Genomic DNA, 21,707 nt, shown 5'->3' on the forward strand with positions numbered 1-21,707 from the left:
AAACTATAACACTGCCTATTTATTATTTCGTTAACTGTAAGGAAAAATCCCCCTGTTTTTATGAAAAATGCGAACCTCTTTTATCGGCATAAAAAAACAGCCCCTCAACGAGAGGCTGTTCACAGTCTGCTTTAAAATGGAACTCCCTTCCACGTTACCATTCTATTATTTTTTTGTCTTTATTAAAATGGCCTCCCCTTGAAAGCTGACAATATTGTCGTTTTGCTGAATTATATTCAAGCAGCGTTTAACCGATTCTGTTGATTGAATCAGGTCATTTCGCAATTGTTCTTTTTCGGCATTTGGAAGCTTCATTCGTTCACACCAGCTGTCGAATGGGAACGTTTTTTTAAACGTAAACAATGACTCGATATGAAAACCAGCCGTTTCCAGAAATTGAATCCACTCTGATTTTTTCCATGCCCGAAAATGGCTTCGGTCGCGCTTCTTCTCGACATCGTTATAAAAGCGGTCAAAACTTTCTTTTTCGGGTGCGACGTTATCAATGAGAAGGAAAATTCCATTTGGTTTCAACACACGATGCGTTTCTTTTATAAAAGACTGCACATTCGGGAAATGGTGGGCAGCGATCCTGCATGTTACGACATGAAACGACTCATCTGGAAATGGCAAGGATTCGGCATCTCCTTCGATAAACGTTACATTTGTATGGCCATTTGAGCGAATAAACCGTTCAGCCGCCGCCAAAATTTCAGGCGTCAGGTCTAAAGCAACTACTTCTTTCACATATGGGGCAAATGCGTTGGCGACATGCCCACCGCCTGTCGCGATATCTAATAACGACATGTTTTTTTCAACTTCAGCAATTTCCACCATTTTCAGAAGATCGGCTCCTTTTGCATGGCCTCTACTAGTGACGTATTTTTCAGCATTGTCCCCGAATTGTTGTTGAACACTTTTCTTAATGTCCATTTCCATCACCTTCCTTTTCCTTTATCCTATTCTTAAAGTTATGATAAGAAAATTAGAACTTTATTATATAGAGTGATAAGGAATTTGAATCATATAAACACTTAACGCAATTCCAGAGCTATACAAAAAAGCGCCATTTTTCGAAAATGGCGCTTTTTCAACAAATGATCAGCTATTTTTCTCCACGGGTCGTCACTTGCCATGTAATCCCGAACTTATCGGTTACTTGTCCATAAGACGGGCTCCAGAACGTTTCCTGAAGCGGCATAATGACCTTGCCCCCATCTTGCAATTTATCGAATACTTCTTTTGATTTTTCCACATCATCAACCGTCAGGGCAACCGTGACTTGATCTCCAAGTTGATAAGAATGGCCGGGGAATGTATCAGAAATCATCAGATCTGAATCCCCGACTTTTAAATGCGCATGCATGACGCGGCCTTTTGCTTCTTCTGGAATCGGGAATTTAGGATTTTCCGGCATTTCTCCGAATGTTTGGACAGCAACCACTTTTGCCTCAATCGCATCTTCGTAAAATTTCACCGCTTCTTGCCCATTTCCATTCAAAACTAAATAAGGATTAATACCTACGACCATGAACAACACCTCTTTTTAATAGTTGGCTTGCCATTTCTTCCTCATTTTAGCATGCAATCATTGTAGAAATTTCTTATTGATTGCTAGTATTATCCAATTAGGAAGCAAACCGCATAGATTATATTCACCATTTTCATCTTTTTTCCTTCTCTTATCAATGCAAATCTTTTGCTTTTTATGCTGTGCTTTCTATGTATCAAAAGCCTTTGAATCTTAAGTTTTTTGGGTTTGCGGTATGTCAAGGAGCCAATTGTTTTCGTCATTTGCTTCGATAAACTCCGTAACCTCATATGTTCCATAATATTTTTCTTTAATAAAGGGATCATTCGCGAGGAAATGTTGGACGTCTTCGCTTTTATGGCAGTTAAAAATCATTAAAGCCCCATCGTTATCGGTAAAAGGGCCGCATAATTTCAATACCCCTTCCTTATAAAGTTGTTTTACATACTTTACATGCATATTCAGTAAATCGTCAGTCAGCGCTTCCTTCCTCTTGTTTTTAAGAATGACTGCAAAACTTTTCATCAAATCCTCCTTCAATAAGAATGTACGTTCCCTTCATTTAGTATATAACTAACAGAATTTTATGTCAATTGCATTGCTGTCCTTTTAAAAAAATAGGAGAGCCGACTTTTGATTATCCCGGCTCTCCCGTCACTTTCGCTTTCCTAAGATAAAGATACGCAAAAACGAAAAGCGCAGCAAGAAGGCAAATGAGCAAAACGAAAAATCCGTATTTGTGAACATACTTTCCAACAATATACCATTTCTCTCCTAATTTATATCCTAGCGATATGAAGGTAATACTCCAGATCAATGCGCCGGAGTAGGCATAAAGCATAAACCGCCGCCATCCGATGTTTGCTATGCCCGTAATGTAGGCTGTCAAATGCCTTACCCCCGGAATGAAAAAACCGAGAATGAGCAAGAAATTCCCATATTTTTTAAAAAGCTGCCGGGTCCGTGCGATTCGCTTCTCCGTTATATGGAGTTTCGGGCCGTATTTTTTCAAAAAAGGCAGCCCTAATTTGTAGCCGATCAAATAGCTGATTGATATCCCTGAGGCCGCTCCTATAAATGCAATGAGCAATGTAATCGAAAAATGAAGCTTTCCTAAAAAAGCATTATATCCAGCAAATGTCAACAGCGTTTCATCGGGTACCGGGAGTCCAATAATGCCAAGCGCAAGTGCGGCAAAAAGTCCGATATAACCGAAGCGGACAATAAGTTCCCCCAAAAAATGTTCCATGTTCATCCCTCAATTCCATAAGTAGGATATTCACTATTATAAACAGGAATGGGGACAAACATGTCTGGACGAATAAATAGTTGCAGTTAGACAAATAAGTGCCTCGGTTAGACGAATAAATGCTTTTGCTAGAAGAAAAAACCCGTGAAATAACAAATGGAAGGGTTCTCATGGACATATTTCAAGGCGCAAGGGCTAACAATTTCCAATAGGGGGCTAAAAGGACAAAAAACCGAAAAACAGGATGCACCAGACCTATTATCGAATGTACCCGTAAAAATCGTAAAGTGTTTGGATATTTTTCTTGCGAATGATTGCAAAAATCTTTTGCCAGAGCTCGCACATCGCAAAAACATCCGACTCTGCTTGATGCCGGTTCGTGCATTCAATCGAAAAATAGCGAAGTGCGTCATCAAGTAAAGGAAAGGACATGCCAGGAAGAAACGATTCCAGCACTTTCCGCATTTCAAGCGAGCTTTGCGGCAGCTTCGTTTTATATGTCTTCCAAAGAAAATGGTTTAAAAAAGCGAGATCATGCCCGATGTGGTAACCGACTATAATATGATGGTGAATAAAGTCTAAGAGTGACTGAATTTCATCTTTTAAAAAAGGCGCATGACTAACGTCTCCATCTTGTATACCCGTCAATTGCTGCACACTTTCCGGTATTGTTTTTCCGGGATTGATGAAGGTTGAATAACGATTCGTAATTTCTCCGTTTTTTATGCGGGCCGCAGCAATCGAAAAGATTTCATCGCCGAGGTCGGGGCGAAAACCGGTCGTTTCCGTATCCAGGATAATAAACGTCACTTCTTCGATTGGCGTATTTAGACCCATCTTTTTTCTACTCATCGCTTTCAATTGTTTTCGAATCCACGCTTCATGCTGGAAATCGCCTTGCGATACATGGCCACCTATCAGCTGTTCCCTTTTCAATCCGAGTGAAAGCAGCCGGTTAATCATATGTTTAAAGTTGCCATCAAAGCGAGGAGGATTCAATCACCATCTCCCCTTTTATAAATACTGCTTTGAAGCCGCTTCGTTATTTTCATCGCCTGCTTTAGCCGCTTTAAGCTATCGGCTGACAACCGGTTTAAAAAAATATGCTGGTCAAGGGAGTGGCTGTCGCCTTTTTCCGCAAGAGAATTCTTTACTCGCAAAAACAATAAAAATGTAAATGCTTCCTTCAATTCTTCATACATTGGCGCGGTTAACTTTCCATCTTTAAAAAGCCGTTCCATTCGGGATAACGTGGATGTCTCTTGATAGCCAGAGCTAGCAGCTAAAAACTTGATCGCATTGACAAACTGGGAAAACACTCCTGTTTTAATGTCAAATTGGCCCGAATATTCCCCCCATCTTTCTGTAAACACTTTTCCAAATAGATTGATAGGAACCTCATGTGAGAGAATCGCATCTTTTAATTGAAAAAGAATTGACTTTCTTGTTTTAACATTTAAAATTAGCCATTCTCGCAAATGATGGACCAGTTCTACATTCCCGTAAATCGGGGCCATGTCGATGGCGATGAAAAGGAATTTCATGCTGTTGAACGTTGTTCCGCTTGAATACTCTAAGAGCGTTATTTTCCACTCTTCTATTGACTGCCGCCATCTCGGATTCGTTGCCATGACATTCCCCGGGCAAAGTGGATAACCAATCTTCCTAAAATATTCTACTCCTATTTCGGAAAACCGCTCCACAAATCGTTCGCAATCATCCCGCTCATGATTCTCGCACGAATAAACGATTCCGTTGTCCTGGTCGGTCCAGACGGTTTGCTCACAGCGCGCGCCGCTCCCCATTATCATCCAGCTGATTTTATCCGGCCTTTTGCCGGCATTCTCCTGGATAACTCGATTCTCAGCCAACTCAAGTGCTCTTTTCATCATTCCTCTATGTGCTCTGTTAAGAAAGGAATAAATGCGTTCGGTTTCCTCCACCGAAATCGTCTGTTGTTTTAAAAAAGGAATGAGTGTTTCGTGAATTCTTTTCAGTTCATCAAGGCTTTGAGCATAATCGATGATGTGAAGAACTTGCTCCCAATTTTCAGGGACATTCATAACTATTCACCTGTACTTTCAAAATGAGTCCGCTTTTTTCGTTAAGGATGGATCGAGATGTTCCGGATATCCGTATGAGCCGTGTTCACTAATATCGAGGCCGGAGATTTCTTGTTCTGCGGTCACACGCAGGCCAATCGTTTTCTTTAATAGGAATAATATGATGAACGAAATGGCAGCAACATAAATGGCAGCTCCAAGCACTCCGATCGTTTGGACATAAAGTTGATGGAATCCGCCACCATAGAACAGCCCTGCTTTGCCGACACCTGCTTTCTCAACTAAACGAGGCGATGCGAACAATCCGGTCGAGATGGTTCCGATCATTCCTGCAATGCCATGAACGGAAAAAGCAAAAATCGGATCATCCATTCCTTTTTTCTCAAAAAAGACCGAAGTCCAGAACGTAAAGGCGCCCGCTACCGCCCCAATGACAACGGCAGCCCACGGTTCAACAAAGGCACAGGCCGCTGTTATGGCAACAAGAGCGGCAAGCACCCCGTTAACCATCGCCGGAATGTCCGCTTTTCCCGTTAATAGTTTGGCTGTTAAAATTGCCGCAATCGCCCCTGATGCCGCCGCTAAATTTGTCGTTAACGCAATATAACCGAAGAAGCCATCACCGACACTCATTGTGCTTCCCGCATTAAATCCGAACCAGCCGACCCAGAGCAGCAAGCCGCCAAGCACTGTATACACTTGATTATGGCCTGGAATAAGATTTGGCGTTCGGTCTTTGTTGAATTTTCCAATGCGCGGACCAAGCAAAACCGTCGCAACAAGCGCAGCAATCGCGCCTTGTAAATGAACAACCGTGGAGCCCGCAAAATCCTGCATTCCCATCGAACCGAGCCAACCGCCGCCCCATACCCAGTGGCCAATTACAGGATAGATGATAACCGTAAACAACGTGCCGAAGATAAAGTAAACGGAAAGTTTTGCCCGTTCCGCAAACCCTCCCCAGGCGATCGCTAAAGAAACGCCTGCAAACGCCATTTGAAATAAAAACTTTAACGAAAGCGGCACATTGGCCCAGTCAAGTGAAGCAAATGTTTTTTTGCTGCTCTCCGCCAAAAACCATCCGGATGTACCGAAAAAGCGATTTCCATCGCCAAACGTCAGCCCAAAGCCAAACGCCCAAAAGGCAATCGATACAATTGCAAAGCTTACTATTTGCTTCCCGGCAACATGACCGGAGTTTTTCATCCGGGTTGAGCCAGCTTCAAGCAGTGCAAAGCCCGCCTGCATACCGATCACTAAAACTGCGGCAACCACCACCCAGAGAGAATCCATCATAAATGTCCATTTTTCGCTCATTTTTTATCCCCTTTCACCCGTGTTATGTTTTCTAACATTTTATAGATATACTATATGACATAACAAACAGAATTGTCAAACTATTTTTCTAATATGTAATAATTTCTAACATATCGAGAACATACGATCCCTGATCGCATAAAGTTAGCTTTTGTTGTTTCTTCTTTTTAGTAAACGGAAATAATGGTAAGGGTGATGAATGTGCGGCTAAATAAGGAAACGAGACAACGATACAGTGATGCGATTGACCGAATGCAAGAAGGACTTGATGCCATGATTGATCTTTACAATGAGGCGGCCGATGATGTTCCGTTGATCGCATTTGAAGAGCGCGTCGTTGAAGACATTGAAAAAGCGAAGAAAAAATACGGAGAAGCGTTCATTAATCATAAAATCAACACAATCGTGAAAGAAGTTTTATCATTTATGGATTTGGAAGATGAAAAATAGCGCTCCATTGTCATTTTCATCTGTTTTATTGTGTTGCCTTCATAGAAACGTTACACTTTAATGGAGAGGAATTTATCGTTCAGGAGTGATCATATCCATGAAGGTTGCAAATACAATAACGGATTTAATCGGGAATACACCGATCGTTCGGTTGAATCGAGTCGTAGCTCCAAAAGGCGGATCCGTCTATATGAAGTTGGAATCGTTCAATCCGGGAAAAAGCGTCAAAGACCGGGCGGCTTTCAATATGATTCGGACGGCAGAAGAAGCGGGCCTGATTTCTCCGGGGAAGTCAACGATTATTGAGCCGACTTCTGGCAATACAGGGATCGGGCTGGCGATGGTCAGTGCGGCAAGAGGGTACCGCTGCATTTTAACAATGCCGGACAATGCGACAAAAGAGCGAATTAGCGTGATGAGAGCGTATGGCGCGGAAGTTTATCTTACACCGGCTTCCGAACGTATGACAGGTTCTATTAACCTCGCGAAAAAACTCGCCAGTAACATCCCGGACAGCTTTATTCCGATGCAATTCGACAATCGCGCAAATGCCGATGCCCACCGGACAACGACGGCCATTGAAATTTATGAAGCATTTGGAGAAAAACTGGATGCCCTTGTTCTAACGGCTGGAACTGGCGGAACGATCACCGGGACGGGAGAAGAATTGAAAAAGAAGTTGCCGGACTTGAAAATTTACGTCGTAGAACCGGCCGGATCACCAGTGCTAGCCGGAGGAGAACCAGGGCCTCATAAAATACCGGGGACGGGACCGGGATTCATTCCGAGCATCCTGAATCGGGACATATACGACGAAATTTTGCATATTGAAGATCATGATGCAAAAGAAATGGCGCAAAAACTCGCCGCAAAGGAAGGAATTCTCGTCGGCCCGTCCGCCGCCGCTTCCGCCTACTTCGCCGTAAAAATCGCAAGCAGGCTACCTTCCGATTCCAGAGTGCTCTCACTCGCCCCGGACAGCGGAGAGCGTTACTTGTCCATGGATTTGTTCGAATAAAAAAAGCTGACGCGTCGCTCGATTAAGTGAAAATTTGTGAATCGTTGATTCCATACAGAAAAGCTGGCAAAAATGTTCGCCAGCTTTTCTAACTTATTTTTTGCATATTGACAGCAGGCTTTAGCGGCATCTTAAATCGGGCAAATAAATAACAGCCGAGAATGACGATGACGCTGCCGGCAAATTGAATCCATGTCATTTTTTCACCGAGCAAGAAAAAAGCGAGTATTGCTGTAAAAACAGGGTTGAAATTTAAAAACATTCCTGCCGCCGTCCCGCCGAGCTTTTGAACGCCGATATTCCAAAAGACCATCGACACAACGGTTGACAAAATGCCAATATAAAGCAAAGACACGACAAACGAAGCATTCACATTCGTAATCGTAAATGAAGAAAGGTTAAATGGCAGGAGCGTCAGAACGCCGAAGATGCCCGAATAAAGCGTTGACATCATTGGCGAAGTATCTTTCATCGCCCATTTTCCGAACACGGAATACAATCCCCATGAACTAACGGCCGCGAGCATCCATAAATCACCCGAATTAAACCGGAGAGAAAGTAAACGATCGACTTCCCCTCTGCATAAAACAATGACGACACCGAGGAACGAAATAACCATAGCCACAATTTGCAGCGGACGCAGTCTTTCTTTAACGAGGACCAGTGAAAAAAGCGCAATCGACACCGGGTTTAATGTAGATAGAAGCCCGACATTCATCGCCGTCGTTCGCTCCAATGCAAAAAACATAAAGACATTAAAAAGAACGACCCCTGTTACGCCCATTAAAAACAACGGAAGGATCGAACGTTTTGGCGGCAAAATCTTTTTTTCCTGAATCCAGACAACTGGAAATAAGCAGATGACCGCGATGATCCAGCGCAAATCGGTCAGCGTAATCGACGATGCATGGCCGACGAGAAATTTGCCAACGACAAAATTCCCACCCCATAAAAAACTCGTGATGAGCAAAAGGACTGTGAAGATATATTGCATGAAGCATTACCCCTTTAATGATAGAAAGCATATTTCATTCTATCCTATCATAGCAGAAAGCTAAATGTCTTCGGGATGAACTCAATTCCATAAAATGCTGTACGCTTTCCTATCAAAATGCATAGACTGAGCACCACGCCCAGCCTATTTTTCTACGATTTTTTCTTCTATATTTGGGATATGTCCGAACTTTTTGGAATCGGCAGCTGATCGGGACGGTCTAAACGATCCAGCGATTGCCCTGTCGTCCGAGGTGCAAGGATCGCCACATCCAATATGACAATGACCATCGCCGCGGCTACAATCGTAAACATGACCGTTGCCCCGGAGCGCTCCAAAACAGGCAGCAAAACAAATGGCATTAATCCGCTCATTAAACGGCTGATGCTGTAAGCGCCTCCAGAAGCCGTTGCGCGAACCGCTGTCGGGAAAATCTCCGCCTGTAATGTATGATAAGCATTTGAAAAGATGTTGCTTACGATCGTGTAAATAAATCCTGCGATGACGATCAAAGAAGACGAATCTGCCACGCCGAACATAAGGCCAAATACGCCCATGAAAAACGCCGAAAGGACGACAAGCCATTTTCGGTCAATCCGGTCGATTAGCGGAACGGAAAGCAAAGACCCTAACGGATATCCGATGAATGATAGCGCAACATACTCAAGGGAGTGTGTAATTGTATAACCCTTTGAGGCAAGGACGATCGGTGCAAGCGTACCAAATCCGTAATAGCCGATCGTTTGGAAAATCTGAAAAATATAGAGCATCACTGTACTGGTCAAAAAAGGCTTTTTAAAAAGCGCGGAAAATGGCAGCTTTTCATAAGATTCTTGTTGATGGATGATCATGCCCGGAACATGGCCAACCTTTCGTTTCTCGCCAAGCTGCTGGATGATTTCCTCCGCTTCATGGAGCCTACCTTTCGATGCTAACCATAATGGGGATTCGGGCAAATGGCGGGCTCCGGCAAATACAACGATTGATCCGATTGCGCCAATCACAAACATCCATCTCCATCCATCGATCCCTAAAGGAGCTAACGGAACGAGAGTACGGGCCAAAAATCCCTCAATAGGAATGGCGAGAAACGAGAGTGTATACGCCCAGGCAATGAATTTCCCCCGTTTTCCGGCTGGTATAAGTTCACTCAAATAAGTGTCGCATAAAGCGGGCTGTGCCCCGAGTCCAAATCCCGCAATAAATCGAAAAAAAATGACGAAGCTTACGTTTGGACTTATCGCAATTAATAATGATGAGAGCGAATAAATCGTTAAGTTCACAATAAACACTTTTTTACGTCCGTAACGGTCAGCAGCCCGACTTAGAAACAGCGCCCCGAAAAACATCCCTAAAAAACTGGAGCCAAGCAGAAGCGGCATAATGCTTGAATGAATATGGAACTTTTCTTCTAATACGGAAGCTAGCACACCTGCTAAAAACACCTCAAAGAATTCAAAAAACAATCCGACTCCAATTAGCGCCGTCGCCCTTTTATGGGTTTTGCCAATTGGAAGCTGATTTAAACGTTCCCCAATTGCTGTTCCCACAACGTTCCCCTCCCATTTCAAGTTTTCCTCCAATGGTGAATGTTTCCTATATAACCCCTGAATCTTTTAGTTCTTTATATTTTTGCTCCGTTATTCCTAACGTTTCTTTAAGCACCTCTTCGGTATGCTCTCCCAATTTCGGTCCGGCCCACTTAATGCTGCCGGGAGTTTCGCTGAGCTTTGGAACAATTCCCGGCACTTTCAGTTTCCCTAATTGGCCTGCCTCGACTTCGCAAATCATGTCTCTCGCCAGAAAATGCGGATCTTTAAACATATCCTCAACACTATAAATGGATCCCGCCGGAATATCGTATTGATCTAGAATACGCAATGCTTCTTTCAACTCTCTTTTGATTGTCCAGTCTTCTATGATGCGGTCAAGAAAGTCGGCAAATTTCGCCCTTCCGTCATTCGTGGCAAATCGTTCATCATCCCGCAAATCAGGTCTATCTAATGCCTCCATCAGCCGCTTAAATATGCCATCACCGTTTGCCCCGATGACAATGTATTTCCCGTCCTTGCACTGATACGTATTCGATGGCGCGATTCCAGGCAATGAGCTGCCCGTCCGCTCACGAACAACGTCAAATTTATCGTATTCAGGAATAGAGCTTTCCAATAAACTAAAAACCGACTCATAGAGTGCGACATCGATGTATTGCCCTTCTCCTCCCTTACAATCCCTGTAATATAGGGCCATTAGCCCGCCCATAACTGCATACAGGGCTGACACGGAATCGCCGAGGCTTACCCCGACCCTCGTTGGCGGACGATCAGGGAACCCTGTTAAATGGCGCAATCCGCCCATTGCCTCGCCAATGCTCCCAAATCCCGGCTTATTCCGATAAGGTCCGTCCTGGCCGTAGCCGGAGACACGCACCATGATGATTTTCGGATTGACCTTTTTTAGATCCTCATAGCCAATTCCCCATTTTTCTAAGGTTCCTGGTTTGAAATTTTCGATGACCATGTCAACCTCTTTAGCGAGTTCACGGATCATTTCCTGCGCTTCAAGTTTCGATAAATCCATTGAAATGCTTTTCTTGTTTCTCGATTGGACGTACCACCAGAGGGAAGTCCCTTCATGTAAATACCTCCATTTGCGAATCGGATCACCCTTTTTAGGAGGTTCGACTTTCAAAACTTCTGCGCCAAAATCAGCCATCAGGCGGCCGGCAAAAGGACCGGCGATTAAACTCCCTAATTCTAATACCTTCACTCCATTAAGCGGTCCGCCCTTAAGGCTCGTTTTTTCCGTCTCCTTATCTGGCATTTTCCCACCTCTCCCCCATTACCTGAATTCACGAAATTTTCTTTACAATTTGTACATCCATTATACATAATAGATGTATTGAAAATCATTGAATATTTATAATGCTTGTATTGAAAAATTTTAATAAGTGGGGAGCATCATGGAACTTAAATGGATAAAAACGTTTATTGCCGCTGCAAAAACAGAAAATTTTCGAAAGGCATCAGAAGAACTGTACATTTCTCAATCATCTGTAACGATCCATATTCAATTGCTGGAAAAGTATTTAAATTGCTCGCTTTTTCAGCGAGAAGGAAAAAAAGTAAAGTTAACGGATGAGGGGAAATTCTTTTTGCCTTACGCGCAAAAATTAATCCATATATCGCAAGAAGGGATTCGAAATTTAAATCGTTTTAAACAGGGTTTTTCAAGAAAATTGACATTGGGCATCTCCCCGTTCATTGCGGAATTGTCCATTCCATCCATATTGAATCAATATGTGCAGGAGCATCCTGAGGTGGAAATAGAAGTTCAGCTCTTAAAATCAAAAGATATCATCCCTGCTATTATGGAAGAGAAGGTGGATCTTGGCCTTTCAAGGCTGCATGTCCATTCAAGCGAGTTAAGCTGCAAAGTATTAGCCGAGGACCGGCTCGTGCTCGTTGTGCCGCCCGCTAAAAGCGCTGAAGAAAAAGAAGCGGTGAGGAATCCTGGCAAGCTTTTCGAAAATAAGCTTCTCTTAACGCATAATCATCCCGAATATTGGGATCGTTTGCTTTCCCAAATCCATAGCCGGTATCGAAACGTGCGGACAATGGTCGTATCACAAGTGGGTGTCACCAAACGGTTTATCGAAGAAGGTTTGGGCATCTCCTTTCTTCCGGAAATCGCAGTCAGAAAAGAAGTTCAGGAAGGGCGGCTTCTTTCTATAGAATGCCCTGAATTTGAACTGCCGACAATGAAAACATACGTCATTATGAAACACGGAAACTCACAGGGAGAGCATTTTCTCAAATTCCTGTCGCAGTTTTCGATTTCTTAAGACTAGCCAAATGAAAAAACTAGTGCCCCTTCTAGAAAAATAGTTTTCAGTATTTTTAAGAACACCTCGTTAGATCTGTGAAATGAGGAAAAACGATCACGAATCGTTACATGATGTAAAATTTTTTCGTTCTCGGACAATAAATGCTCTTATTCGGACAATAAGTCATCCGGTTTAGACAATAACATCTTACTTTTGGAAAATAAGTGAAAAAACTACTCATTTTATTGTCCGACACAGGCCGTTTATTGTCCGATAGAATCGATTTATTTTCGGAAATCCACTGTTTATTGTCCAAATGCCACGAAAATAGCACCACACTACCACACTAGAGAAGTTTGCTTCTATTTTTACAGGCGAAAATGGATTCTTGAAAATAAGAGCTTTTTTAGCTGAAAGGGCACTAGCCTACTTTCATTCAAAGTAGGCTAGTCTCCCTTTAGCTAATAGAGAATTTCCCTTCATAATGGATCTTCCCGTTTTCATCGCGAATTTGGACGGTCATTTGCCCATTTTTAGGATCTGCCTTGAGTACGCCGAAGTTGAAGAATCCTCCTTCTGCGTAAAGCCGTTTTGGCCCGAATGTCGAATCCAGTTTAGGAGGCTGAATCGTTACCGCTCCGATTGGCCCACTGACCAATTCCCGGTAATCGACTGTACCGTTATGATCCGGATCATACTCGATCATATCCGCAAAATGAACATCGGTAGTGACAAAGTTCACATTTTTAATTTTGTTTTTCAAAATAAAATCGGAGATCTCTTTGAACTCATGCTCGTAGCCTGTTTTATCGTTCGGATCAATATGATCGCCGTTGGCCCACCCGTCTCGCGCGTTTGGTTTGCCCGTCGGAGTCGAAATGGGCACAGAGGAAGCGACGAGCTTAATTTTTGCGTCCGAATGGAGCAATTCTTTTTTCAGCCATTCCAATTGCTCTTTTCCTAACATCGTTTTGTCTGGACCGTCCTGTTTCGTATTCGGATCGCGGTACCCCCGGTTATTTAAGATGATCAAATCGAGGGTGTTCCCCCATGAATATTTGTAGTACAGCTTTTCCGAATCACTCCGCTCTTTTTGGATCGGCCAGTAGTCTTTAAATGCCTTATAGCCGGTTGAAGTAAGCGGGTTAGACGGCCCGGAGAAATCGTTTGACACTTCATGGTCATCCCAAATGGCGTATGTGCTCGTCGATTGAAGCAATTTTCTCAAATTTGGATCCGTCCGATTCTCTTTATACTTCGCCCAGAAGTCTTCCATTGTTTTCGATGGAGCGTTTGGCACGGCAGGCGTCGGATTGTCGGCATAGATCGTATCGCCGCTGAACAGGAAAAAGTCAGGATGCAAATCCGCCATCGCCGAGAAGGACTTAAATGGGGGGATGTTTCCCTGGCCTCCCGTATCTCCACCCCAGACAATGGTTAATGGTTTTTCCGTATTTTCAGCGGGAGCCGTTTTAAAGCTGCCCGTTGCGGAAAAAGAACCTGGAAGTGCCGCCGCCCTGTAATAATACGTTGTGTCCGGATGTAAGCGATCCACTTTAACCTGTGCTGTAAAATCATGTTGCCTGCTTGCCCTTGCGATTTTCTTTATTGATTTCTTAAAAGAAGGATCCTCTGCCACTTCAAAAAGTATCGCGGACGGCTTGTTTGCTCTTGTCCAGAGCACAGTGGATGTTGAAGTGATTTCACCGCTTGCGACACCGTGCGAAATATACGGTTTTTTCTTTAGTGCTAGAAGCTCATCCGGAAAATTGGTGAACATGCCATCTACGCCTAAAGACAGCTCTTCTGCCATCTCTTCTTTCGTATTGACGGTGTATGGATGAACGAGCAAGTGGCTTCTATGTGCTTCCTGCATAAAAGTTGGTGTGACAAGCGCTTTATCAGGACCGACACCTTCTGCGTATTCAGCCGCTTTATTCAATTCATTTTTAAGGTTTTTCCCTTTTAACATGCCAGGCGAATAAAGCTGAATGAGCGGAATATCCTTTGGCGCGATTTTTTGCAGTATTTTCAAACTGTCTTCACTAAATGACTGAAGCATCACTTTGTCTTTTTTCAAATAACCCGTCTTTTTTAAAATTTGGACGAGTTTCTCTTCCATTCCCGGGTACACGTCAGGCGCTTTCGTTTCAATGTACAATTTCGCATGTTTGTTTTTCTTTCCGATGAAGTGGATCGCTTCTTCAAGTGTCAATATTTTTTGTCCTTCATATTGCTTTTTGGCATGCTCCGGGTAGGCCTTGTTAAACCAGGAGCCGGCATCAAGCCGCTTAATTTCCGCAAGAGTAAAATCTTTCACAAGCCACGGAGAACGGTTAGGGAATACTTCTTCAGCGTTCGTTGTGCGCGCAAGGGAAGAATCATGGATGGCGACCAGATGGCCGTCTTTTGTCATATGTAAGTCAAGTTCCACAAAATCAGCTTTCATTTGAAGAGCCATTTCATAGGCGGCTTTTGTATGCTCCGGGGCATATCCGGAAGCGCCGCGATGGGCGATGGTTACGACGGAACTTGCAATCGGCTGAAGCGCAGATTGCGGACCGGCCTCTTTAGCTGCTACCCGCTTATCTAATGTGACTCCAGTAGCCAGACTGACCGAAAGAGCCAGCGATAACGGAAGGAACGCTCTCTTTTTCACGATTTCTCCACTCTCCTAAACAGGTAATGTAATCAACCATCTCAAGTATAGAAAAGTAATATAAACTGATAGTAAAAGAGAATTGGAGGTTTTGTTAAAAAAAATAGGAGAAAAGGATGATTGAAGGCGGGGTAAACAAAGAGGTAAAAATAGTTTGCTATAGTTAAAAGAACCGCAGCAACGTTATTACAAAAATGGTAGGATAGTGAATAAAATCAATTACGCATGAGGGGGAAAATGATGAAAGTGAACATTCATAATGATAAAACAAATGCGAATTGGGAAGAGGTGAAAGAAGTGTATGCTTCAGCGGGTTGGAACAAGCATACGATCGAGATCATCCAAAAGGTGTTTGAAGCGAGCCAATTAGCGGTGTTCGCAACCATTGATAATCGGATTGTCGGAATTGGCAGAGCGATGACAGACGGCGTGTTCAATGCAAGCATTTATGATGTTGTCGTACATAAAGATTATCAGGAGCTCGGGATTGGAAAAAAAATAATGGAAAACCTTCTCGGCCAACTCCAGGAAATTTCGTGCGTCCACATCATAGCGACAACAGGCAATGAAGGTTTTTACCGAAAGCTGGGTCTAAAAAAAGCGAAAACCGCTATGGCCCGCTATCTCAATCCTTCATTGGCGAAAGAATACCTTGAATAGAGAAAACCTTCCTGTAATGTAGGAAGGTTTTCGATCTAATTTCAAAAAAGCTCGGTTCTCTCTTCTTGAACTGAGCTTTTTAGTAAAAATTCATTGGAGGCTTTTTGCTAATTTAACTACTTCATCTTTGGAAATACTGTGGTTTTCATTTAAATCTACTAGTTGTAAAGCATAATATAAATCATCTTTTTTCCATGTCAGCACTTTAAATTTAGGCGTTTCATCATACTTGCCCTTAATGTTTTTTTCTATTTCAATGTATTTTCTCGACTTTACCATGTCATCAAACATAGGGAAATTAGCGATTTCAAATGTCACCCCATCATTTTCCTTTTGATCCGAATATTCGGTTGTTACTAATAATGCCGTTTGACCTTTTGGCTTACCTTTCATGTTTTTAAAATCTTTTACGAAAACAGTTGGATTTAGTTTAAACCTGGACTTTGATGAAAGTGTTTTTATTTCAAATGGGACGGCATTTCTAACATCTTTTAAACTTCCTTTATAATTTGATACAGTTTTTCGGTTTTCTTTTGCCATTTCTTTATTCTCAAGAGTCAATTTATCTGGTTTAAACTCCTGGTTCGTACATCCGAACAATATTCCCAAAACACCTAAAATCAGCAAACCCCTTAAAAAGTAGTTCAAAGTCTCCCCTCCTGTTGTTTTTTTAAGAATAAAGTGATTTTTTTCTGGGCCTAAAAAAGGCCATAACCGCTATGGCCCACTATCTCAATCCTTCATTGGCGAAAGAATACCTTGAATAGGGAAAACCTTCCTGTACTTTTAGGAAGGTTTTCCCTATTCATTATTTCACGCCTACAGCGTCATATGCTTTTGTCACAGCTTGAACGGCTGCCGAATTTGGTCCATATAAGTCGGTCGCTGCTTGAATGGCAGCCTGGCGCATCATTTTGAAGTTAGAGGTGGACGTTAAATATTTGGAAACCGCGCGATAATAGATTTGTTCGGTCGCTTCTCGCCCAACCCCTTTAACGGTCACTCCGTAGTGCGTGCCGCCTTCAGAAATCAGGTAAGCCGCTTTATTATTGATACTGCTATTAATATGGACGCCGCCATTGTCCTGCGTTCCTTTATAAAGCTTGCTGTAATGATCCGGGTATCCTTCTGTAGGCTTCAATGGATTTTTAATCGAAGCCGGGTCACTCATTGAACGAAGCGGCTTTCCAGAAACGGAAACCTCTTCCCCTACGTCCCAGTTTTTCCGTTCGACCATTGCGCCCATTATATCGGATAACGACTCATTAAGCGCTCCTGATTCGCCCTGGTATTCCAAATTCGCCGTGTATTCTGTTACCGCATGTGTAAGTTCATGCCCAATAACGTCAATGCCTGATGAAAAATTGGAATAATTAATTCCGTCACCATCGCCATACATCATCAACTTGCCATTCCATGCTGCATTGTTCCATTTGTTTCCTACATGAATGGCCGAGATCATTTTTGCGCCTTTATTGTCAAAAGAGTTGCGATCAAATGTCTTTTTATAATAATCGTATACTTTTTCAGCATTCACATGGGCATCAACCGCTGCAGAATCTTTAAACATTTTGCTTTGACTTGTGATTTCCTGTCCAGTATAGCCCAAAAGCTGCGACAAAATATTAAACCAGAATTCATCAAAATTTTCCGCATCATACGTGTTAATTCCGTTTCCGCGCGTTTGGTCAGCCATTAAATATTTTCCATCTGCTTTTTGCGAGATTTCAAAGACTTCTTTATTTCCTTTTGCGCCGTAGCCATATCCAGTCATCTCGTCAATGGCATTATATTTATTAATAATCTCTCCATTCGTCGCGTCGACGAAGTAATGCCAATATCCCGGTTTTGGATCAGACAAAGAAACTTTCACGAGATAGGCAAGATGGTCTTTTCCATCATGTTGATAAATATATAATTTTTTGCTAACACCATCAAAGTGATCCACTTCCCCCACTTGCTTCTCAATGTCTATTGTGGCGACTTTTTCAGCATCTTTTTCTGAGATTGAAGCTGTCGTAGAGACGTCCTTATCTTCTAAATCCGGCACAACTTGTCCAAAGAAAGATGTTACTTGATTATTTTTATCCAGAGAAATCGTTTGATCCGAACCATAAATCGGTACACCATTCAATTGTTCGACAAGGCGGAAGTGATGGGTGCCTGTTTTCTTATCTGCAACTTCTTTCACCACTTTAAAATTTTTCTTCATATCTCCGTTTAATTTCAATTGCTTGCTTTTGTGCTTAAGGTAGGCATACGCCACTTCTTTTTTTGTCAGCCCTTTTGGTGCCTTCCACTTTTCGATCATGATAGAAGGAGTGGCATATTTTTTGTTGTACTCCATTTTGCTTTCTTTTGCAAAAGACGTTGTTCCTCCTGTGGCAAATGCCCCCAGCGCAATGGATAGAGCTAATGTCGAAGAAGCCAATTTCTTTCTCAAATGAACTCACTCTCCTATAGAAATTTTTTAGACTAACCACTTTTCGAATTTCTTTTGAAGGCTATCAACCTATTATTTTTCTTCGCCTTCGGTTTGCGTCGCATTAAATGTCCACTTTAATTTCAAATCATCGCCCTGAAACACGTTTTGATCTTTCCCGTTATCGACGAATTCAAATTGAACCCATAAGTCATTGGATGCCCCGGGAGCAAGACCGCCCTTTTGTTTCCATAACGGGTCAATAATGTCCCGCTGCACAACATCAGGTTTCATGTTTTTCAGATTATAGAGCGTCGTTTCATAAATCGGTTCAGTTTCTTTATCCCAGTTCCACAAAAATTTCACTTTAATATGCTTGCCGAGATCTTCAGAACCGTTGTTCCCTTTCACATCTCCTACTGAATATTCGGTTTTCAAATCGACGGTTTTAATTTTTAAGGTGCCGCCATTTGTCAACTTAAAGTCACGCTTCATCGTATCCCCTGGCTTAAGGTTACTTACATCGATAATCGTTGATGGATCAAGCGACAAATCCAGCGTACCAGCAGCAAAGGTGTTGTTCGTTACTTCTGTGTCGTTAAAATAGGCATACGTCCCTCCCCCAATCAAAGACAGTCCGAGTGATGCTGTGATCACGCTTAGGCCCAGCTTTTTTTTCAAGTTCATCCTAACTTCCTCCCCATTCATTGTTTTTATGGAACTCTTATGTATTAACTAAAAATGCATAAGAGATAATCCCTTAAACGGACTGGCTCGTTTCTCTTGCAAGTTTTTTCTTGTTCTCATCGATTTCTCTGATCGAGCTGTACATCGAAACAACTGAATAGATAACAAGAAAAATTCCCGGGACGATCATTAAAAGGGCTGAACCCGTTTTCGTATTCGCATAGTTTAATAGATAACCAATGTAAGGTATGGTGAAGTTTACATATTTACCAACGGTGTTTTGTGAAAGAACGAGTTCCCTATCCGCCGCATTGTTGTTGTCCCCTTTTGTTTTGTACATTACTTGCCCGTTTACTTTTTGAACGTCAATAATCCGGTGTGTAATCAATTTATTGTTCTTTTCACGAAATGTAATGATATCGCCTTTTTTATAGTTTTCACCATCGGTTTTAGGCTGTATGGCAATAATCGAGCCTGTCATAAACGTCGGCTCCATCGATCCTGAAAGTACGGTCTTAACTTGATAGCCCATGATCGTCGGCTCTCCGCCGCTTGCTTTCGCCGAAATGACCACAACCGAAAGACAAATGAAAACGACAATCATGATAATAGAGACGAAACCGCTTGTAAGCTTCAACACTTTCTTCATTTTTAATCCCCACCCAACTTTTTATAGAACAAATTCGTTCTCTCAAAAGAACTTATATATGCTATAGTAAACTTCTATTCCCAAAATTGTAAATTGGGGTTATTTGTTGCTAAGTTTAAATCGTTATCCATAACGGAGTTTAGTTAAAACTATTAAAAGTACATTCTATTGACATAGCTCGCTACTTTAATCGCTTCTAAAAGCATTTAAAAATCCCCCATTTTTACGGAGAATCGACTTTTTTCGCAAAGTTGCAATAAAACGTGTCGAAAAAAATTTCTGTAAGATAAAAAAAGGCTTCCTTTTACCATCCTTCTAAACGAATAGGTCTTTTGAACCTGTCTCCAAAGATTTCCTCAATGTATAATGAAAGAATAAAAAATAAAGGAAATAATAACAGTATTTTCAATCGCTAAGATAAAAACGGGTCTTTTTCAAGGGGGGATTTCTTTTGCATGATGGGAGAATCATTAAATTTTATCGGGAGAAGGCTAAATTAACTCAGGAACAACTGGGAAGAGGCATTTGTTCTGCTACACACATTAGCAAAATTGAACGAGGATTGACGGAATTTTCTCCCAATCTTGTCAAACTTCTAGAAGAGCGGCTCGATATCAGCATTAAGCAAGAAAAATACGTTCTTTCCCAAATTAAAGAAAAGCTATATTGCTGGCATGAAGCAATCATTATGCAAAGATCACAAGAAATCGAAACGATCAAAAATGAACTTGACAATGAACCGTTAATCGTCATTTCTGACTATCAAATTCTCTACAACATCCTTCAGGCAAGATACTATCTTCTGCATCAAGATGATATGAAAGCCTTCACCATCATAAAAAAGCTACGCAAAAGACACAAAAAGCTACCGCCATTTGAAAGAAACTTTCTTCAACATGTCATCGGGATCTACTTCTTAAAGAAACAAGAATTTCAAAATGCTCTAGAAGCATTAAATGCGATCAACTTTAATGAATACCAAAACGCAGAGTATTATTTTCACCTGGCGATCGCCTATCATTCTAATGCTCAACATATGGCCTATTACTATGCGGAAGAGGCGCTGCATTTTTTTAAAAGAAGCAATAATTTTTTAGGAATTATTGATGCAGAAATTCTAATATTAATTCTTCAACAAGGGGACTCGGATAATAATTTTGAAGAGAGGCTGAAACGATATAAACTGCTGATAAAAAGCTGCGACCTCATGTCAGCACATGCGAAAAAGGCAAGGGTCCTTCATAATTTAGCGTATGAGTACTACATAAGAAAAGAATATGAGAAAGCAAGCAAACATTATAAAGAATCGATGAACCTTAAGAAAAAAAATTCCGGAAAATACTTAATGTCTTTAGAAGGATATTTGCGAAGTTTAATAAAAGGCCGACTAAAAAACAATGATGAACTATTAGAACTTGCGACCGAGGGATTGGCGATTGCCCGGGAATTGAAAGATCCGCTATATATTTACCTTCTTACACTTCCGCTATTTTTAATCAAAAACGAACAGGACCAGTACTTTCACTATTTAAGCGAAAAAGCGCTGCCTTTTTTTAAAACGTATGGCCACACGTTCTTAGCCGAACGATCTGAAAGAGAACTTTTTGATTATTACTCCAAAACCGGGCAACTCCATAAAGCGCTTAGCATCGCGCAAACGTTGATTGCTAGATAGGCAAAACCGCTCCGGTTCAAGACCGGGGCTTCTTTTTGAGAAAAATGTTTTTATGCCCTTTTAGCGTTGCAATAAGCAGCGGAACGGTAATCATGATCATGGCGGCCAAAATTGTAGCAGTTATATAGTATTGTCCCCCTGGCGCGTAGCCGTAAATGTGGAATAAATGAATAGAAAAGATGAACAAACCGGCCAAAAACAGCTCAAAAATAAATGCAAGAATGAAGAATAGCATATAAGGAATAATGATTTCGGTAGTGTCAATAATTTTGTGTAAATCAATTTACAAGTAGAGTATGGAATTGTCTTTTTTGATTTTTCTTGTGTTCTAGTTATAGATTGAATATTCAGTCACACGAGGGGCGGAGGAGCCCCTCATGTGACTTATGAATTTTTTTACTTTCCGTATTTTTCTTCGAACTTTTGCAGAATGCTCGGCTTGGCTTTGGCGAAGCCTGTTGAAATCCTTTCTGTCCACTTGTCATTCATATCGACAATGGTCAAGTA

20 protein-coding genes are annotated in these 21,707 nt (G+C 41.9%); 5 read left to right on the forward strand and 15 right to left on the reverse strand.

Annotation, left to right across the window (positions count from 1 at the left end; genetic code table 11):
- Positions 1 to 165 precede the first annotated feature (165 nt).
- From H538_RS0102930 to H538_RS0102960, 7 genes are all read right to left on the reverse strand, one after another.
- Positions 166 to 939 (reverse strand): class I SAM-dependent methyltransferase, encoded by a 774-nt coding sequence (locus H538_RS0102930; protein ID WP_026676302.1) that lies wholly within the window; start codon positions 937 to 939, stop codon positions 166 to 168.
- A gap of 166 nt (positions 940 to 1,105) precedes the next feature.
- Positions 1,106 to 1,531 carry a VOC family protein gene (locus H538_RS0102935; RefSeq protein WP_026676303.1) on the reverse strand — a complete coding sequence of 142 codons (426 nt, stop codon included), beginning with the start codon at positions 1,529 to 1,531 and terminating at the stop codon, positions 1,106 to 1,108.
- Between the two features lie 213 nt (positions 1,532 to 1,744).
- The gene (locus H538_RS0102940; protein WP_026676304.1) at positions 1,745 to 2,056 is read right to left on the reverse strand and encodes a YciI family protein; all 312 of its coding nucleotides are present in this window, start codon (positions 2,054 to 2,056) and stop codon (positions 1,745 to 1,747) included.
- Positions 2,057 to 2,168: 112 nt separating this feature from the next.
- Complete coding sequence (locus H538_RS0102945; RefSeq protein ID WP_026676305.1) at positions 2,169 to 2,780, reverse strand: DedA family protein; 612 nt, start codon at positions 2,778 to 2,780, stop codon at positions 2,169 to 2,171.
- 258 nt (positions 2,781 to 3,038) lie between these two features.
- Complete coding sequence (locus H538_RS0102950) at positions 3,039 to 3,779, reverse strand: exonuclease domain-containing protein (RefSeq protein WP_051291224.1); 741 nt, start codon at positions 3,777 to 3,779, stop codon at positions 3,039 to 3,041.
- A complete protein-coding gene (locus H538_RS0102955; protein WP_026676307.1) occupies positions 3,776 to 4,843 on the reverse strand; it encodes a DUF294 nucleotidyltransferase-like domain-containing protein in 1,068 nt (355 codons plus the stop codon). The genes H538_RS0102950 and H538_RS0102955 overlap by 4 nt, the downstream gene beginning before the upstream one ends.
- 18 nt (positions 4,844 to 4,861) lie before the next feature.
- Complete coding sequence (locus H538_RS0102960; RefSeq protein WP_026676308.1) at positions 4,862 to 6,160, reverse strand: ammonium transporter; 1,299 nt, start codon at positions 6,158 to 6,160, stop codon at positions 4,862 to 4,864.
- A 195-nt stretch (positions 6,161 to 6,355) separates the two neighbouring features.
- On the opposite strand from H538_RS0102960, the gene H538_RS0102965 reads away from it, so the two are divergent.
- On the forward strand, positions 6,356 to 6,610 hold the full coding sequence (locus H538_RS0102965) for an atypical membrane-integrating protein (Mistic protein) (RefSeq protein ID WP_245595180.1): 255 nt from the start codon (positions 6,356 to 6,358) through the stop codon (positions 6,608 to 6,610).
- Between the two features lie 97 nt (positions 6,611 to 6,707).
- Entirely contained in the window at positions 6,708 to 7,628 is a 921-nt protein-coding gene (gene cysK / locus H538_RS0102970; RefSeq protein ID WP_026676310.1) for a cysteine synthase A, read from the forward strand.
- 88 nt (positions 7,629 to 7,716) lie between these two features.
- Here cysK and H538_RS0102975 read toward each other — a convergent pair whose 3' ends face one another.
- The 3 genes from H538_RS0102975 to H538_RS0102985 all read right to left on the reverse strand — a co-directional run bounded on the left by H538_RS0102975 (position 7,717) and on the right by H538_RS0102985 (position 11,445).
- Positions 7,717 to 8,622 (reverse strand): DMT family transporter, encoded by a 906-nt coding sequence (locus H538_RS0102975; RefSeq protein ID WP_026676311.1) that lies wholly within the window; start codon positions 8,620 to 8,622, stop codon positions 7,717 to 7,719.
- 167 nt (positions 8,623 to 8,789) lie between these two features.
- Positions 8,790 to 10,172 carry an MFS transporter gene (locus H538_RS0102980; RefSeq protein WP_026676312.1) on the reverse strand — a complete coding sequence of 461 codons (1,383 nt, stop codon included), beginning with the start codon at positions 10,170 to 10,172 and terminating at the stop codon, positions 8,790 to 8,792.
- Between the two features lie 46 nt (positions 10,173 to 10,218).
- Positions 10,219 to 11,445, reverse strand: a complete 1,227-nt coding sequence (locus H538_RS0102985) for a CaiB/BaiF CoA transferase family protein (protein ID WP_026676313.1) — start codon at positions 11,443 to 11,445, stop codon at positions 10,219 to 10,221.
- Between the two features lie 139 nt (positions 11,446 to 11,584).
- Here H538_RS0102985 and H538_RS0102990 point away from each other — a divergent pair, with 139 nt between their 5' ends.
- Positions 11,585 to 12,466 (forward strand): LysR family transcriptional regulator, encoded by an 882-nt coding sequence (locus H538_RS0102990; RefSeq protein WP_026676314.1) that lies wholly within the window; start codon positions 11,585 to 11,587, stop codon positions 12,464 to 12,466.
- Positions 12,467 to 12,905: 439 nt separating this feature from the next.
- On the opposite strand, the gene H538_RS0102995 is transcribed toward H538_RS0102990, so the two are convergent.
- Entirely contained in the window at positions 12,906 to 15,107 is a 2,202-nt protein-coding gene (locus H538_RS0102995; RefSeq protein ID WP_026676315.1) for a glycerophosphodiester phosphodiesterase family protein, read from the reverse strand.
- A gap of 240 nt (positions 15,108 to 15,347) precedes the next feature.
- On the opposite strand from H538_RS0102995, the gene H538_RS0103000 reads away from it, so the two are divergent.
- Entirely contained in the window at positions 15,348 to 15,767 is a 420-nt protein-coding gene (locus H538_RS0103000) for a GNAT family N-acetyltransferase (protein ID WP_026676316.1), read from the forward strand.
- Positions 15,768 to 15,857: 90 nt separating this feature from the next.
- Here H538_RS0103000 and H538_RS0103005 read toward each other — a convergent pair whose 3' ends face one another.
- From H538_RS0103005 to sipW, 4 genes are all read right to left on the reverse strand, one after another.
- On the reverse strand, positions 15,858 to 16,415 hold the full coding sequence (locus H538_RS0103005; RefSeq protein WP_026676317.1) for a hypothetical protein: 558 nt from the start codon (positions 16,413 to 16,415) through the stop codon (positions 15,858 to 15,860).
- Positions 16,416 to 16,575: 160 nt separating this feature from the next.
- Positions 16,576 to 18,210, reverse strand: a complete 1,635-nt coding sequence (locus H538_RS0103010; protein ID WP_026676318.1) for a M4 family metallopeptidase — start codon at positions 18,208 to 18,210, stop codon at positions 16,576 to 16,578.
- A gap of 72 nt (positions 18,211 to 18,282) precedes the next feature.
- Positions 18,283 to 18,876 carry a CalY family protein gene (locus tag H538_RS0103015; RefSeq protein ID WP_026676319.1) on the reverse strand — a complete coding sequence of 198 codons (594 nt, stop codon included), beginning with the start codon at positions 18,874 to 18,876 and terminating at the stop codon, positions 18,283 to 18,285.
- A gap of 73 nt (positions 18,877 to 18,949) precedes the next feature.
- A complete protein-coding gene (gene sipW, locus H538_RS0103020; protein ID WP_026676320.1) occupies positions 18,950 to 19,525 on the reverse strand; it encodes a signal peptidase I SipW in 576 nt (191 codons plus the stop codon).
- A gap of 451 nt (positions 19,526 to 19,976) precedes the next feature.
- Here sipW and H538_RS0103025 point away from each other — a divergent pair, with 451 nt between their 5' ends.
- Positions 19,977 to 21,200: a helix-turn-helix domain-containing protein gene (locus H538_RS0103025; protein WP_026676321.1), complete on the forward strand. Its 1,224-nt coding sequence runs from the start codon at positions 19,977 to 19,979 to the stop codon at positions 21,198 to 21,200.
- The last annotated feature ends 507 nt before the right edge of the window (positions 21,201 to 21,707 follow it).

The sequence above is a fragment of the Fictibacillus gelatini DSM 15865 genome (genome assembly GCF_000430745.1).
Classification (GTDB): Bacteria; Bacillota; Bacilli; order Bacillales; family Fictibacillaceae; genus Fictibacillus_A; species Fictibacillus_A gelatini.